Source organism: Clostridium bowmanii (assembly GCF_018861315.1).
Lineage (GTDB): Bacteria > Bacillota > Clostridia > Clostridiales > Clostridiaceae > Clostridium_AD > Clostridium_AD bowmanii.
In genome coordinates, this window is sequence record NZ_JAHLDL010000008.1 from 1 (window position 1) to 15,846 (window position 15,846).

The 15,846-nt window shown below is 30.4% G+C and carries 12 protein-coding genes and 2 other annotated features; of the genes, 2 read left to right on the forward strand and 10 right to left on the reverse strand.

The window, feature by feature from the left end:
- Nucleotides 1–170: 170 nt before the first annotated feature.
- Nucleotides 171–438 (forward strand) — a binding site (T-box leader).
- A gap of 55 nt (nt 439–493) precedes the next feature.
- Nucleotides 494–2,956 (forward strand): leucine--tRNA ligase, encoded by a 2,463-nt coding sequence (gene leuS / locus KPL51_RS07010; RefSeq protein ID WP_216158868.1) that lies wholly within the window; start codon nt 494–496, stop codon nt 2,954–2,956.
- 113 nt (nt 2,957–3,069) lie between these two features.
- Here the strand turns inward: leuS and yjbM are convergent, their stop codons facing one another.
- Entirely contained in the window at nt 3,070–3,864 is a 795-nt protein-coding gene (gene yjbM / locus KPL51_RS07015; protein ID WP_216158870.1) for a GTP diphosphokinase, read from the reverse strand.
- A 225-nt stretch (nt 3,865–4,089) separates the two neighbouring features.
- Between yjbM and KPL51_RS07020 the strand changes: the two genes are divergently transcribed.
- Nucleotides 4,090–4,887 carry a DUF2225 domain-containing protein gene (locus tag KPL51_RS07020; protein WP_216158872.1) on the forward strand — a complete coding sequence of 266 codons (798 nt, stop codon included), beginning with the start codon at nt 4,090–4,092 and terminating at the stop codon, nt 4,885–4,887.
- A 147-nt stretch (nt 4,888–5,034) separates the two neighbouring features.
- On the opposite strand, the gene KPL51_RS07025 is transcribed toward KPL51_RS07020, so the two are convergent.
- The 9 genes from KPL51_RS07025 to KPL51_RS07065 all read right to left on the reverse strand — a co-directional run bounded on the left by KPL51_RS07025 (nt 5,035) and on the right by KPL51_RS07065 (nt 15,719).
- Complete coding sequence (locus KPL51_RS07025; RefSeq protein ID WP_216158874.1) at nt 5,035–5,724, reverse strand: metallophosphoesterase; 690 nt, start codon at nt 5,722–5,724, stop codon at nt 5,035–5,037.
- 56 nt (nt 5,725–5,780) lie between these two features.
- Nucleotides 5,781–6,047, reverse strand: coding sequence for an EscU/YscU/HrcU family type III secretion system export apparatus switch protein (locus KPL51_RS07030; RefSeq protein ID WP_216158877.1), 267 nt, complete (start codon nt 6,045–6,047; stop codon nt 5,781–5,783).
- Between the two features lie 103 nt (nt 6,048–6,150).
- Nucleotides 6,151–8,262 (reverse strand): hypothetical protein, encoded by a 2,112-nt coding sequence (locus tag KPL51_RS07035; RefSeq protein WP_216158879.1) that lies wholly within the window; start codon nt 8,260–8,262, stop codon nt 6,151–6,153.
- A 168-nt stretch (nt 8,263–8,430) separates the two neighbouring features.
- Complete coding sequence (gene tyrS, locus KPL51_RS07040; protein WP_216158880.1) at nt 8,431–9,651, reverse strand: tyrosine--tRNA ligase; 1,221 nt, start codon at nt 9,649–9,651, stop codon at nt 8,431–8,433.
- 59 nt (nt 9,652–9,710) lie between these two features.
- Nucleotides 9,711–9,928 (reverse strand) — a binding site (T-box leader).
- 246 nt (nt 9,929–10,174) lie between these two features.
- Entirely contained in the window at nt 10,175–10,585 is a 411-nt protein-coding gene (locus tag KPL51_RS07045) for an ATP-binding protein (protein WP_216158882.1), read from the reverse strand.
- Nucleotides 10,586–10,703: 118 nt separating this feature from the next.
- Entirely contained in the window at nt 10,704–11,849 is a 1,146-nt protein-coding gene (locus tag KPL51_RS07050) for an AlbA family DNA-binding domain-containing protein (protein ID WP_216158884.1), read from the reverse strand.
- Between the two features lie 106 nt (nt 11,850–11,955).
- Nucleotides 11,956–13,029, reverse strand: a complete 1,074-nt coding sequence (locus tag KPL51_RS07055) for a sensor domain-containing diguanylate cyclase (protein ID WP_216158886.1) — start codon at nt 13,027–13,029, stop codon at nt 11,956–11,958.
- 172 nt (nt 13,030–13,201) lie between these two features.
- Nucleotides 13,202–14,320: a Ger(x)C family spore germination protein gene (locus tag KPL51_RS07060; protein WP_216158888.1), complete on the reverse strand. Its 1,119-nt coding sequence runs from the start codon at nt 14,318–14,320 to the stop codon at nt 13,202–13,204.
- A complete protein-coding gene (locus KPL51_RS07065) occupies nt 14,307–15,719 on the reverse strand; it encodes a spore germination protein (RefSeq protein ID WP_216158890.1) in 1,413 nt (470 codons plus the stop codon). The genes KPL51_RS07060 and KPL51_RS07065 overlap by 14 nt, the downstream gene beginning before the upstream one ends.
- Nucleotides 15,720–15,846 lie beyond the last annotated feature (127 nt).

Genomic DNA, 15,846 nt, shown 5'->3' on the forward strand with positions numbered 1-15,846 from the left:
GGTTGCAGCGAGGAAGTAAGAACACTTCTTGAACCAACGTTAGCTTTAGTATAGCTGGTTTTATTTGTTGTTTTTAAATTACGAATTGAAGTTACTAAAGCATTTCCTTGACACAAATTTCTATTTAAATTATAATGGGTGGTAATAAAGTTCAAATAAAATATGTATAATAAATTGCTTTGATTAGGAGTAGTAGTATTTATAGCATTTAAAAGAGAGCTGCTGTTAGGGTCATAAAAATAACTATTCAATTGCCCCTTTGGTGTAAAGCAGTAATGATATAATAATGAACTTACCTAGGAGCTTGCTTGTAAGTAAAAACTTACTTGTAGGTAAGAGCTTACTTGTAAAACAAGTACGGTTAAAACCGTTATATTTGTAAGTGAGGTGTAATGCCTAATTAGAGTGGTACCGCGGAATTTTACTTTCGTCTCTTTGTTGAGACGAAGGTTTTTTTTATTTTCTGCTTTAGATTATATGAGGAGGAATTTAAATGGCAAAATACAGTACAATCATCGATGAAAAATGGCAACAAAAATGGGAAGAGACTAATTTATATAAATTTGATGAGAATAAAATTGATAAAAAACTATACGTGCTTGAAATGTTCTCTTATCCATCTGGAAGCCAATTGCATGCTGGTCATTGGTTTAATTATGGCCCTGTAGATACCTGGGCTAGAATGAAGAAGATGCAGGGATATAATGTATTCCAGCCAATGGGCTTTGATGCTTTTGGTCTACCTGCAGAAAACTACGCAATAAAAACAGGTGTTCATCCAAAGGATTCTACAGATCAAAACATTAGTAATATGGAAAAACAATTAAAAGCTATGGGAGCAATGTTTAATTGGGATCATGAAGTTGTAACTTGTCGTCCAGACTATTATAAATGGACTCAATGGTTATTCTTAAAGCTATTTGAAAAAGGTCTTGCTTACAGGAAAAAAGCACCTGTAAATTGGTGCCCTAGTTGTAACACAGTACTTGCAAATGAACAAGTTCTCGCAGATGGTTCTTGCGAGAGGTGCGGTACTGAGGTTACTAAAAAGAATTTAACCCAATGGTTTCTAAAAATTACTGACTATGCTGAGGAACTACTTGAAAAACTTGATACCTTAGATTGGCCTGAAAAAACTAAATCAATGCAAAAACATTGGATAGGTAAATCTACTGGTGCTGACGTCATTTTTAAAGTAGTAGATTCAGATGTAGACTTTAGTGTATTCACTACAAGAGTTGATACTCTATTTGGTGTTACTTATGTAGTTATTGCTCCTGAAAATGATCTTGTTGATATCTACACTAAGGAAGAATATAAAGATGCTGTTGAATCTTATAAATATGAGGCTAGAAAACAAACTGATATAGAGAGGCAATCTATATCAAGAGATAAAACTGGTGTATTTACTGGTTCCTATGCTATTAATCCTATCAATGGTCGCAAAGTTCCGATTTGGATTGCGGACTATGTTTTAAACACCTATGGGACTGGAGCAGTGATGGCTGTTCCTGCTCATGATGATAGGGATTTTGCCTTCGCTACTAAATACAATTTGCCTATTGAAAGAGTAATTATTGGTTTTAAAAGTGTAATTGAAAACCCAGAAAACCTTCCTTATACTGAGCATGGAAAAATGGTTAATAGTGATGAGTTTGATGGTTTATCTACAGAAGACGGGAAAGAAGCAATTGTTAAAAAATTAGAAAGCATGAACTTAGGTTCAGGCAAAATAAACTTTAGACTTCGAGATTGGTTAGTTTCAAGGCAAAGATACTGGGGAGCTCCTATTCCAATAATTCACTGTGATAAATGTGGAGCTGTCCCTGTTCCTGAGGATCAGCTTCCCGTAGAACTGCCTTATAACGTAGAATTTACACCAGACGGAGAATCACCACTTGCCAAATGCAAGGAATTTATGAATGTACCATGTCCTATTTGCGGTGCTCCAGCGCGTCGTGAGGCTGATACTCTAGACACCTTCGTTTGTTCTTCTTTCTACGAATTTAGGTATGTAGATAACAAAAATAGCGAAAAAATCTTTGATACAGACTTAGTAAACAAAATGCTTCCTGTAGACAAATATGTAGGTGGACCTGAACATGCATGTGGTCACCTGCTTTATTCAAGATTTATATCCAAAGCCCTTCGTGATATGGGATATTTAAACTTTGATGAACCCTTCTTGTCTCTTACACACCAAGGTTTAATTTTAGGAGAAGATGGACTTAAGATGAGTAAGTCAAAGGGAAATACTATATCACCAGATAAGTATATAAAAGAGTTTGGTGCAGATGTATTTAGAATGTACCTAATGTTTGGGTTTGGTTATACTGATGGTGGCGCTTGGAGTGATGATGGTATAAAAGCCATTGGAAGATTCGTCGATAGAATTGAAAGATCCATTGACACTGGTATTGAAGAAATGTTAAAACAAAGCGATACAGTTGCCTCTCTTACTGATGCAGAAAAACAATTAAACTACTGGAGAAACTTTGCAATAAAAGGAGTTACTGAAGATACAGAAAAGCTTCAATTTAATACTTCAATTGCAAGGCTTATGGAATTTACAAATGCCCTATCAAAATATGTTAATGAAGAGACAGTAAATAGTAATTTCTTAAAAGAAGTGCTAGTGGATTACCTTTTACTTATAGCTCCCTTTGCTCCTCACTTTGCAGAAGAAAAGTGGGAAACCTTAGGTATGGACTACTCTATATTTAATCAAAGTTGGCCTATATTTGATGCTACTGCCCTAGTAAAAGATGAAGTAGAGATTGCTATTCAAGTAAACGGTAAAATTAAATCCAGAATAACTATAGCGCAAGATTTAGATGAAGAAGGTATAAAAGCAGCATCTCTTAAAGATGAAACATTAATTGCTGCATTAGACGGCAAGACTGTTAGAAAGGTTATTGTAATTAAAGGACGACTAGTTAATATAGTAGCTTCTTAACTTTTTGTCAGGTGCATAAAAACAAATAGTATGTACCACATTATAAAATGAGAGTAGAGTGTCTTAGCTAAAGACGATCTACTCTCATTCTTTAATTTTTAGGTGTTTTTAAATTATGAAACCCCATACACATCTAGGGTTCTTTGAGTTGCTTTAAGGAGACTACTAAGCTCGAAAACTTCTCCCTCCTCCAGTAACTTGTTTAATTGTTCTCTATACCTAGTTGCATCCATTAATTTCCCAAGGGAAGAAATCATAAGAATATTATTCATAATGTCTGACACCAAATTAGATTTAACCTCAAAGAGTTTTTGTGCATCTTTAATTTCATCCTTGATTTCTAGCATCTGTTCATCTAACTGAAAAGCAGCATCTGCAGCATTTTTAAGCTTTTTCCTTATATACTCAGGTATATCATGCTTATATTTATAATTTAGAGAATGCTCCACGGTAGCCCAAAAATTCATTGCCAAAGTTCTAATTTGAAATTCTGCTAGTATTTCTGTTTGACCATCAACTAAATTCACAGGATACTTTATAATCATGTGATAACTTCTATACCCACTATCTTTTACATTTGCTACATAATCTTTTTCATAAACTATCTTCATATCACTTCTTGCACGAATTAAATTTACCACCTTATCAATGTCATCAACAAATTGACACATTATTCTTATCCCTGTAATATCCTCCATTTCAAATTCAATTCTATCCAAAGGAACGGAGAACTTATTAGCTTTCTCAAGAATACTAGATATTTCTTTAACCCTCCCCGTAACAAACTCAACCGGTGAATAATCATTTTTGCCTCTATATTCCCGCCTAATGCTTTTAAATTTAACTTTTAACTCTTCTACTGCTTGTTCATAAGGGATTAAGAATTTTTTCCACTCTCTTATTGCCATATAATCATTCCTTTACATAGTATTTCATATTTGCCATTAACATATCGAAATTCTGGGGTTATGGTTTACATTAATATTATATTTTATTAAATTTCTATTATAATTAAATTTCTGTTATAATTAATTTACTACTAAATTAACATAAAAGCAATTATTTTAGGAAAATATACCAACACATATAACCTAATGATGCTACCAAAGTAAATTTTGTTTTGAGGTGATTAAATGGAAAAGAATAAAGATAACACGGGAAAGTCGCTTTTATATAGTAAAGAAGTTACATGTCCTGTCTGCAACAATGTTTTTAAAGCTAGTACAGTAAAATCATCGGCTTACCGAATGATAAGAAAAGATAGTGACTTTTTCATCAGATATTCACTAATTAATCCTTATTTCTATGATGTTTGGGTTTGTAACTCTTGCGGATATTCAGCTATGAAATCAGATTTTCTTACTTTAAGAAGTATTGAAATAGAACAAGTACAAAAGTCTATATCCCCTAAATGGAAGGGAAGAGTCTACCCAGAAGTTTATAATGTACACGTTGCTATTGAAAGGTACAAGCTATCCCTTTTAAATTATATAACAATTAATTCAAAATCAAGTAAGAAGGCAATAAACTGTCTTAAACTAGCCTGGATGCACAGACTTTTAGAAACTGATGAGGCCCACAAAATGGAGATAATATTTTTAAAGCAGGCCTTAGAAGGACTAAGTGACGCATATTATTCAGAGGATTTCCCCCTATATGGCATGGACAAATACAGTATTATGTATCTTATTGGCGAATTAAATAGACGTTTAGGTAATACTGAAGATTCGCTAATTTGGTTTAGTAATGTTATAACAACTCCTAATGTAAAACAGAGTTTAAAAGAGCTCGCACGAGATATGAAAGACTTGATTAAAGAAGAATCTGTATTAGTAGCCGCCTGCGTTAATCTTAACGATGCTTCTGCAGAGAACACTGAACCAATAAAGCCAGCTAAGAAATCCCGATTCTTTTCTAAAATATTCAAATAGTAAAAGAATTCATAAAAAAAAAGAACAATTCAATATACTAGCATATTGAATTGTTCTTTTTTTTTATGTTGCTAATACTATTACGTTTGTTATCCACATAAATAATTTTAATAGTCACACTTATCCACAATGGCTTAGACTTTTGCGCTATTCTAATATTTTTAGTGGATCAAAATCCAAATAATCACAAGAAGTTACTATATACTCTACACCCTCTATATTTCCTTCATATAACCTATTTAAAGATGGCCCATGTAAATGTCCATATATGACCTTTGATACATTATATTCTTTTATTATACTTATAAGTTTAGTATCCTCGAACTTATCATTAGTAGGTGGATAATGAAGCATTACAATAAACTTGTTATACCCATTCTTCACTGCCTCATCTAATGAAATTCGAAGCCTTATTAACTCTCTATTATATATTTTTTCATCATGCTCTGTAAATCTTGCAGTTCCTGGACAATTCCAACCCCTAGTTCCACATATTGCAAAATCTTTATAATTAAAAAAGTTATTTTGAATAAAATCCATGTCTTCATAAAGAGAATTTAGCTTTGTAATACTGCTCCACCAATAGTCATGATTTCCTTTAATAAGTATCTTTTTACCAGGCAAATTATGAATCCATTCTAAATCCTCATTACCCTCGGAAATATTCATGGACCATGAAATATCACCTGCAATTAATACAGTATCCTCGGCGGAAACCTTTCTGAGCCAATTTTCTTTTATTTTCTCATGGTGTTTTTCCCATTTTTCTCCAAATATATCCATGGGTTTATCTGAATTTATAGCTAAATGAAGATCAGATATTGCCCACAATGCCATAATATACCTCCTTTAAATTGGTAATTTCCCATTAATTTTAGCTTTTCACTTGTCTTTTAGCCCTTTTTCATCAATGCATCTATATCCATCACATAGGCGATAACCTTTGCTATTGCATCATATAATTCGAAGGGTATTTCTGATCCTATATCAATATTCAATAGTAAATTAGCCAATTCCTCATTTTTCACTATGGCCACCTTACTCTCCTGCGCCTTCATCATAATTTTGTCTGCAATATAGCCCATTCCTGCTGCAGTTACAATAGGCACATCATATCCTTGTTCATACTTTATGGCAGCAGCCTTCTTTACCTTTTTCATTTTAGCAGCACCCCTCATTAGTCTTCAAAGCTATAACCTTGTGTATCTTACATTAAATACAATAGAATACTGACTGGTGAGTTTTATAAATGCATCCATACTATTATACCTTTATATTGATTGCATTAAAACTTCTATCATCAAAAAATTCTCCACAGTTTGATAATGTAAATTCTTTAGCCTTATTATTAACTTCAATATTAACTCTATAATTCAGATTAGATAGTTCCATAATTAATTTTTCTTTGCCTAGTTCTAAGACTTTGACCCAGAATTTATCACAATTAATATCAATACTCATATTGTTACTATTAATCTTAATATATGCATCCACGGTTCCCATATTAATAGTTTTAACACTAGTAGCAATTTTCACATTCTTACTATCAATTTTTTTATTTTTTTTCCTATCATCTTTAATAATAAGCTTTAATTGATATTCATCCTCTTTAACATTTATAGGTAAGTCCAAGTAGTAATATTGCTCTGAAATAGAATTAAACATTTTAAAATCATTAAGTTTTTCGTGGAATAAGTTCATAACTTTCTCATAAGTCTCAGGCTTTAGATTAAGCTTATTCTCAATAACATCTTTAATTATACTTTTAATCTCATCTGTCTTTAATTTAACTTGCTCTTTAACGAGAAAATCTGTAGTTATCTTTTCTATATCAACTTTCACATTATTTATAATTCCCTTATCTACCTCTGAAATATTCAATTCTTTCTTTATCATGTTTATAATTTCATTAAGTGAATTATTTTTTCCATATGCATTAGATTTATTATTAATAGAAGTTTTACTATCTACTTCAACTTTACTAACCTTATCGTTTTGCTGTATATTTAAAGGCATTTCTTCACTTTGCATCTTATTCTCTAAGTTAACGTTGCTAACGTCAGCATGTTTTATATTTAACTTACCTTCCAGATTTTCTATTAATTTAATGTAACTATCTGGATTTAAGGATATTCCATCTGCCTTAAAAATTTTGTCCACCAAAGCCCTTATTGTGCTACTATCAATGCTGTTATTTTCTGGCTTTAAATTTTTATCTATTGCTATATTTTTATCTATTGCTATATTTTTATCTGATTGTAGATTTTTATTGGGTTGCAAATTTTTATCCAATTCCAAATTTTTATTGAGTTGTAGATTTTCATTGGGTTGTAAATCTTCATCCAGGTTTAATTTTTTACCCATATCAAAACTTGTATCCAAATCTAAACTTTTATCCAGGCCTAAACTTTTCTGTAGTCCTAAACTTTTATCTAGCCCTAAACTTTTATCTAGCCCTAAACTTTTAATAGTAGAGTTTAAGACCCTATAGTTTACGTCTAAATCCTTTAACTCATTATTTATTAAATTAGCCACTTGTTTTATATTGCTATTTTTAATTTCCACATTTTTTAGCCCTTCACTACTTTGATCTATTGCGGTAAAACTATTTTCTGCCATGCCTATTGAATTTTTCTGCATATTTTTAGTTGTATCACTATTTAAAAGATAGTTACTAATATCTTTTAAATTATTATATATAGCTGAGTTACCTTTAAACAACTTTATAAAGCTTTCTAAATTTCCTTTAGTAAGCTCTATATTATTTTCTTTAAATAATAATATCTCATCAACATTTAGATTTTTTAAGGCCAGAAAAAAATCTTTTAAAGTTTTTGTTATTTCAATAGCCTTTTCACTTTGAGGATCAATGTCTCTACTATTAAGGTATTTAGCAATAAATATTTCTTCTTTATTAGAATTCAAAGATATTTTCTCTCTAAAATCAACTAAGTTTTTTATGGAAGCTATATTATCTTTAGTTAAAGGCATATCATGTTTTATCATTTTTTCAAAAATCAAGGCATCTGCTTTTTCACCATTTAAGCTCTTTCCCTTAGTGAAGTCTCCTATAACATCATTGGTGGCAGTTTTACCTTCTTTATCTTCATATACTAATCTTATTTTAAGCTTATCATCTTCAAACCCTTCTACTTCAAATTTTAACACATTACCACTAGTCGCCTGTTCCAGTGGCCTATCAATCTTTGCAGAAAACTGCCATCCATCCAATAACTTTAAATTAACCTCTCCCTTTTGGGAGTCCGTACTTACTATTCTTGCATTGAACTTTTCTCCAGGCTCAAAAGATATTTTACTGAAAGATTTTTTAGCTTGTGAATTCTGTAGTATTGCAATATTACTAATTGTTGACATAAGCCACCTCCCATAGGTTTGGCATAATAACATTCTTAAAAGTTATCAATACTTTATTATCGTGTGAAACTTTCTTTTTTAAAGGGCATAGTTGATAATTATGAGTCTTTTTTAAAAAAAATAACAAAGCTAAAATATTAACTTCAGCTTTGTTATTTTAAGGCATTGCTATTCTATTATTAAAGAATAGTATTTTTTCTTTCCTTTTTTAATAAGTACACTACCATTTTTAAAATCTGAATCTAAAAGTGTTTCATTTTTATCTTGGATCTTTTTATCTCCAATAGTTAAACCACCCTGCTCAATTAATCTTCTAGCTTCAGCTTTTGATGGAACTATATCAGTGTAGACTAATATGTCCATTAATCCTGCATTCTTCATACCTACTGGTATAGATACTGTAGGCACGTTACTCATATTAGTTCCACCACCAAATAATGCCTCTGCAGCGGTCTGAGCCTTTATAGCTTCTTCTTCTCCATGAATAAGTTTTGTAACCTCAAAGGCTAAAACTTTTTTAGCTTCATTGATTTTCTCATCTTTCAGTGCACCTAGACGCCTAACTTCATCCATTGGAAGAAAAGTGAGTAATGCTAAGCATTTTTCAACATCAGAGTCTTCAACATTTCTCCAGTATTGGTAAAAATCATAAGGAGATGTTTTATTAGCATCAAGCCATAATGCACCATTCTCTGTTTTACCCATCTTCTTGCCTTCACTATTAGTAAGTAGCGCACAGGTCATTCCATAAGCGGCTTTTCCTTCTTTTTTCCTAATTAGTTCCATACCAGCAATTATGTTAGACCATTGATCGTCTCCACCTAACTCCATAGTACATCCATGTTTTTTATTTAGCACTAAAAAGTCATATCCTTGCATAAGCATATAGTTAAACTCAAAGAAAGATAAGCCCTTTTCTAGTCTTTGTTTAAAACACTCAGCAGTTAACATCTTATTTACTGAAAAATGTACTCCTATATCTCTTATAAAGTCTACATAGTTTAAATTTAAAAGCCAATCTGCATTATTTTCGAGTATTGCTTTACCATCACTAAAATCAATAAGTTTTGATAGTTGAGTTTTTATGCAAGATATATTATAATCAATTTCTTCTTTTGATAGCATCTTTCTCATATCTGTTTTACCGGATGGATCACCTATCATTGCAGTTCCACCACCAACTAAGGCTATAGGTCTATGCCCTGCCCTTTGCATATGTGCCATAAACATCATAGCAATGAAATGACCAATATGTAGACTATCCGCTGTTGGGTCAAAACCAATATAAAAAGTAACCTTTTCAGTTTCAAATATTTTCTTCATTTCTTCCTCATGAGTAACCTGTTTGATGTATCCTCTCTCTACCAGTATATCATATACATTTGACATAAATATTCCTCCTTATTTTGATTATCTATTATTTTTGGGAAATAAAAAAACGCCCCTGTGAAAGGGACGAAATAATTCCGTGGTACCACCCAAATTGATTTAACAATCCGCTCATTCCTTATAACGTAAGGTTAACCCGTCTCAGCTTACTCTAAAAATGATTTTATTTCAGCTTGAAGCTCCAGAATGTATTTCACTATGTTCATTAACTAGTTCGCACCCACCACTAGCTCTCTTAATAATTTCTACAGTTACTTTTTTCTATCGTAGCTTTTTAAATATAATTTTTTCATTATTTTAATTGTATAGGTATATCTAAAGTATATCAAGTTCACTAAGCCTTCATTTACCGCAATTATATCTATTTATTAGCTATTTTACACTAATTTGCAACTAATTGCTCTAATTGAAATAAATCAAGACCTAAAAACCCTTCATTATACTTAAGGCACACTCAAATAAATATTGATTCATAATACTATCCTATTTTCATGTGCCTAAAATTCAAATCTAATTGTTACTTTTAAGCAATATATTCTTTTAAAAAATCTGGTGGGTTTGAGCATTCACAACTAACATTTACATAAAACTCAACATTATACTTTTTAGCTAGTAATTCCATTTTAGAAAATAATTGTGCCGTATGCTCAAGTTTATCATCAACAACATTAAATACACCATCAACAAAAATGGTATCAATATCGTAATCTCTTGAAAGCATACCGCACAAAAAACCGTAAAAATCATTATGACTTTTTAAATTAAACTCATTTGTAGCTACAAATCTCATTTTTCTATTCAATTGTAATACAGCTTTAGTATCATCATCAATATAAACTATGTTTCCTTTAACCTCATCAACCTTTTCATTAGCTAATTTAATCAAAGCTTTGGTTTTACCTGAACCTTTTCTACCGCAAAATACATGAATCATGTTAACCCCTCCTCTTTTATCTAAACTTAACAGATAATTATTAAACAGGTCTACACAGTGCGCAATATAGTTATACATATTATATAATATTCAGAATATTTTTGCAATATTATACTTACTAAATAAAATTTTTAATTCCTGGAAAAATAACCTTAAAACTATTATCCTCTTTTGTATCCACAAATATTACTTTACCATATTTTATAAAAGCCTTTGAAATGAATGCAAAACCTTTCCCAGATTTCACAAATCTTTTTTTATCATCTAAGGCAATTAACTTATCATATATCCACATATTTCTTTTCGAGTAATTATGAGCATTGATTTTAGTTGAGAACAATAGATTTCCTGGACTAATTACACTCACACTATTGTAGTTTATAGCTATTTCAATTTCCTTATAAAACATAGTATAATCCCTATAAAGTATTGCATTTTTTACAGCTTCATGTACGGCTACTATAGGATAATTGATTGGAAATATACCTTTGAATAATTCTTCTACCCTATCTAACATATCTAATAAGCTTCCTTGTACAATAATAACCTCCTCAATTTTATTATTAACTTTATTTACTATTTTAATCATATTATGAGGTATATAAATGCTATTAATTTGAGAAAAAACTAATAAGCCACCTAGCGTCACAACTCTTTTGTTATAATCTCTTTCAACAAAGGTTATTCCGGCATTGTCCATAAACCCTAATCTATTGTCATCATTTATTAAAATACCTTTGTTTAAAAAGTATTTATTAACTATATTAAGATCCAAACTATTAATATCACTATTTATTAATGGCATAGTCTCAATGTTAAGACTGAGATTTTCTTGTAAACAAGAAATCAACTCATCTTTTCTCATAGTATCTGTTGTAGAACCTCGCCTAATATAAAAAGCACCATTTTCCCTTAATTGATAAGGCTTCTGACCACCATCATATATGGTTATAATTGCCAAACGTTTGCTTTTATATATTACAAAATCCAAAGATATTGGAATAGGTGGCTCACATCTTGAACTAATAATTTGTTGAAACTGTTCTTCCATAAATTCATCTACATTAATGCCAACAACTCTTTTAGTTTTATCTTCCACCCCAATAACAATGTATCCTCTTCCCCCTCGGGAATTGGCTATAGCACATACATCTTTAGCTAATTCTTTTTTACCACTCTCAAGTAATATATCAATTTTTAACTTAAAATCTAATTTTGTACCTTCATCCCTCTTAAGTAATATGCTGATTTTTTTGGCATCCATATATCTCACTCCAACCGCGCTATAATAATATAATATGTTTAGATGTATTCAATGTTTCGGAGATAATTATACTTTACAACAAAAGGCCATGGAATACCATCGCCTTTTATTCGCTTAAAACTCTATTTTTACCACTTGTTTTAGCTTTATAAAGCATTATATCTGCAGTTTCCAATACTTTATCCACAGTTTTATTTCCTTTGTAATAACTTATGCCAAAACTAGCTGTAATAGGATTCTTTAACTTCTTATTTTCACTTGTAATATTAGTAATTTCTTTTCTGATATTATCGATTCTATTATAAACTATATTATAATTCTCAATTTCATGGATATATATAACAATTCCTTCTCCACCATATCTAGCCACTATATCTTTTTCATGTAAATTCTCATTTATAGTATTGGTAACACTAATTAAAATTTCATCCCCAACTTGATGGCCGTATGCATCATTTACTTTTTTAAAATCATCAATATCCATCATAACTATTGCAAATTCTATAAAATTATCTTTAATCAATTTTTCCTCTATAGTGTCAAAAAAATATTTTCTATTATACATTCCAAGTAGTGGATCCCTTATTGAACTTTCTTTAACTTTAGCATACAATAAACTATTTTCAATAGCTATAGCAATTTGATTTGCAATAGAAGAAATGAAATTTATATGTTCTTGGCTAAAAAAATTCCATAATGTATGTTCAACTATTATATATCCTGTAAATTTATCTCTTAAATTAATTGGTATACCTATTACAGAGTGTATTTTATCTTTTATTAATTCCTCTTCTACAAAACCTTTAGAATTAATAATAAATAACTTACCTCCCCTTAAATCTACAAAATCATCTTTAAACTTTAAACTCAAATCAATCTCATTGCTGTTTGTTGCCTTAACTACTAATTTGTCGAATTCAAATAAATATATTGAAGAATAGGTTACACCTGAAACACCAATAATCATATCATTTATCATTGATATTAAGTTAGAATCACTAATATTAGAATTAATATATTTACTAATTTCCACAATATTAGTTAGATTATCTAATCTTTTCTCCAATTTAGTATTTTTTTCACTTATAATTTGTATAGTACTCTCAGCAAAGTTTTGGTAAGTTTTAAATTCTTCCTTTAGTCTTTCATACTTCTCTAACAATTCTAATTTTTTTTCCATGTACTTTAACATTCCTTTTAGCTCAAAGTATTATAACCCACTATCTATCACTAGTATACAACTAAATCTCATGATTTTCTAGCTTGTTTTATAATTAAATGTAAATTAAAGATAATTCTTCAATTTATTCTTTATAGATTTTAAGATGTTAAAGTCAATTGCATAAGGATTTCTAATTAAAGTTTTTAACATCACCTATATTCATTATTTGCACCTCAGCCTCCACCTCTATATCCGTTTTATTAATAACATTTTCAATTTTTATCTTTGGATATTTCGTGTAAAACTCTTGGCTTATATCAAAAATATCTATACCCATACCTTTGTATTTTTGGAATACATTATTACAAGCTTTTACAATGTTTTTTTCTGATGTTTCTTGGATTTTGCTGATATTTTCATTTGTAAGTATAATACTCTTTTGAGCCTCTCCAAAATCTACCTTAACCACAATTTTCTTTTTCAAATGGACAATATTGTCATAATAACTGATTTCTGTATTAGTTTTACTTTTTTTAATTTCTAATGTTACAAATTTATTAATATCGCAGGGATTAGTTATTTCTAGTGTACCACCTAAAATAGTATTCATTAAAAAGTTAAACCCTTGGCCTTCATCACTTGATAATATGCTTACCATTTTATCATCTTTAATCACTGCTCCACCATTAACTTCTAATGTGGGCTCTATGGTGTCCTTTGTGATATCTATTATTGTTACAACATTTGTTTTATCTCCCATATTTCTTTGATTATAAAATTGATTTAAGTCTAGTTTTACAGCTCTTGAAGATGCTCCGATATTTTCTATAAGTTGCACTAGAAATAATCCAATGTACTTATCTTGGGCAATATTTAGCTTTATAAGTTTCTCTGGATCCCCTTTATATACTGCAATATAAGGCCTTATAAGGAGTTCCTGATCACGATCTAAAAGATCTATAAAATTATCAAGGCCTAGTTCTGCAGCCTTTTGAGTAAATATTATGGCCTTATTTTGTGTATAATTTAGTTTATAACTGGAAGTAGAATTCATATTTCTGATGGCTTCAAACATTGTTTTTCCAGTTCCTTTAAATAAAATTCTTTCATCCATCCCTTGAGGTGCTACTCCTCTTATCCCCTTAAATGCTTCACCATATATTATAGGATTACCAATATTATCTACATCTACTATTACTCCTGTAATAAACAAGACTTTATTAATATCCCTATAACTAAAACACGATGACATACTAAAACAGTTCATTATTATTAGACCTATGATCAATATTTTTTTATATCTTTTCATTAGAATCACCCTTATCAAAAATACTATTAGATATCTCGCTTAGATCTTTTCTATATAATATATCCTTAAATTTAAAAGTTTCTAGTGTCCCTAAAGGAAATAAATATGGATATCCACAACTTTCAAGGCCCGCCAGATGTGAAATGAATATAAAGAAACCAATATAAAATCCCGGTAGCCCTAGCACTGAAGAAAACAAGATAATAATTATGTTCCATATGGTTAGTGCACCATAAAGTTTAGGAACTAAAAAAGAAGATATAGAAGAAATCGCCACTATTACAACTGTACTTTGCGATGCCAGGCCCACTCCAACAGCAGCATCTCCTAGAATTAAAGCACCAACAATACTCATAGACTGACCTATAGACTGTGGCAATCTTATTCCCGCCTCCCTAAGTAATTGGAAGAAAAACGTCATTGTTAATAACTCTACAATCGTAGGCAGGGGTACGCCTGCTCTAGAAATTGTGAACTTTACAGCAAACACCGTAGGAATAAGTGAAAAGTGGAAGCAAGCAATAGCCAAATATAATCCTGACAACAGGGAGGCTATGAAGAAACTAAGCACTCTAGTAATTCTTGATAGATTTGCAAAATACACATTAGAATAGTAATCATCTGGGGCCTGAAAATTATCAACAAAAAAATATGGAGCTGTAATTACAAAAGGTGTGCCATCTACGATTATTGCTATTTTACCTTCTAACAGTTTTGATGCTGCCACATCTGGTTTTTCCGTAGTTCCAATTGTATCAAATGCTGTGTTCTTATTTTTCAATTGTTCCTCAATATAATTTGTGTCTAATACAAACTCTAATTTTATATTGGAGACCTTTTTTCTTATATAATCCACCAGTTTCTTCGGAGCCACCCCTTCTATATAACATACAACAACTACTGTGTTAGATTTACTACCTAAGATAATAGTTTCGAATTTCAAGTCAGGGTTTTTTATTTTTCGCCTTATCAGTGATACATTGTCTACAAAAGCCTCTGTAAATCCTTCTCTTGGTCCTTTAATAACATTTTCTGTAACAGGAATCCCTACACTACGCCTTACATATCCCTTTGCCTCACAATAAATTGCACAATTTGCAAAAGAAAATATAATCACTACGTCCCCAGACAAAATATGATATATAGCTTCGTCATTACTATTTATATCTCCTATGCTATTAGCTGGCAATATTTCTTTTTTTATATAATCTAAATCCATAGTTACTATCTTATTTTGCATTAGTGGGTTAAATATATATTCACTAATAAATTTAGAATCACACAAATCATCAATAAATACACCAAATATTATTCCTAATTCACATTCTATCTCTCTATACTTCACATCGTAACTATTTTTTAGTTTTTCTTTGATATAATCCATATTTATTTTTTCCATTTTAATCACCCAAGTTTATTATTTGTAATATTAAAGATTAATATTCTCAACTTGGGAAATACTACTAATATATTGAAATTTTTTTTTCAAGCACAATACTATGGTTGAAAATCATAGTCAAATAAAA

What these genes read in the sequence shown, in the direction of transcription:
- KPL51_RS07060 (WP_216158888.1), bottom strand. Translation starts at nt 14,320, where the DNA reads ATGAAAAGATATAAAAAAATATTGATCATAGGTCTAATAATAATGAAC.
- leuS (WP_216158868.1), top strand. Translation starts at nt 494, where the DNA reads ATGGCAAAATACAGTACAATCATCGATGAAAAATGGCAACAAAAATGG.
- KPL51_RS07050 (WP_216158884.1), bottom strand. Translation starts at nt 11,849, where the DNA reads ATGGATGCCAAAAAAATCAGCATATTACTTAAGAGGGATGAAGGTACA.
- KPL51_RS07055 (WP_216158886.1), bottom strand. Translation starts at nt 13,029, where the DNA reads ATGGAAAAAAAATTAGAATTGTTAGAGAAGTATGAAAGACTAAAGGAA.
- KPL51_RS07030 (WP_216158877.1), bottom strand. Translation starts at nt 6,047, where the DNA reads ATGAAAAAGGTAAAGAAGGCTGCTGCCATAAAGTATGAACAAGGATAT.
- KPL51_RS07025 (WP_216158874.1), bottom strand. Translation starts at nt 5,724, where the DNA reads ATGGCATTGTGGGCAATATCTGATCTTCATTTAGCTATAAATTCAGAT.
- KPL51_RS07020 (WP_216158872.1), top strand. Translation starts at nt 4,090, where the DNA reads ATGGAAAAGAATAAAGATAACACGGGAAAGTCGCTTTTATATAGTAAA.
- yjbM (WP_216158870.1), bottom strand. Translation starts at nt 3,864, where the DNA reads ATGGCAATAAGAGAGTGGAAAAAATTCTTAATCCCTTATGAACAAGCA.
- KPL51_RS07065 (WP_216158890.1), bottom strand. Translation starts at nt 15,719, where the DNA reads ATGGAAAAAATAAATATGGATTATATCAAAGAAAAACTAAAAAATAGT.
- tyrS (WP_216158880.1), bottom strand. Translation starts at nt 9,651, where the DNA reads ATGTCAAATGTATATGATATACTGGTAGAGAGAGGATACATCAAACAG.
- KPL51_RS07035 (WP_216158879.1), bottom strand. Translation starts at nt 8,262, where the DNA reads ATGTCAACAATTAGTAATATTGCAATACTACAGAATTCACAAGCTAAA.
- KPL51_RS07045 (WP_216158882.1), bottom strand. Translation starts at nt 10,585, where the DNA reads ATGATTCATGTATTTTGCGGTAGAAAAGGTTCAGGTAAAACCAAAGCT.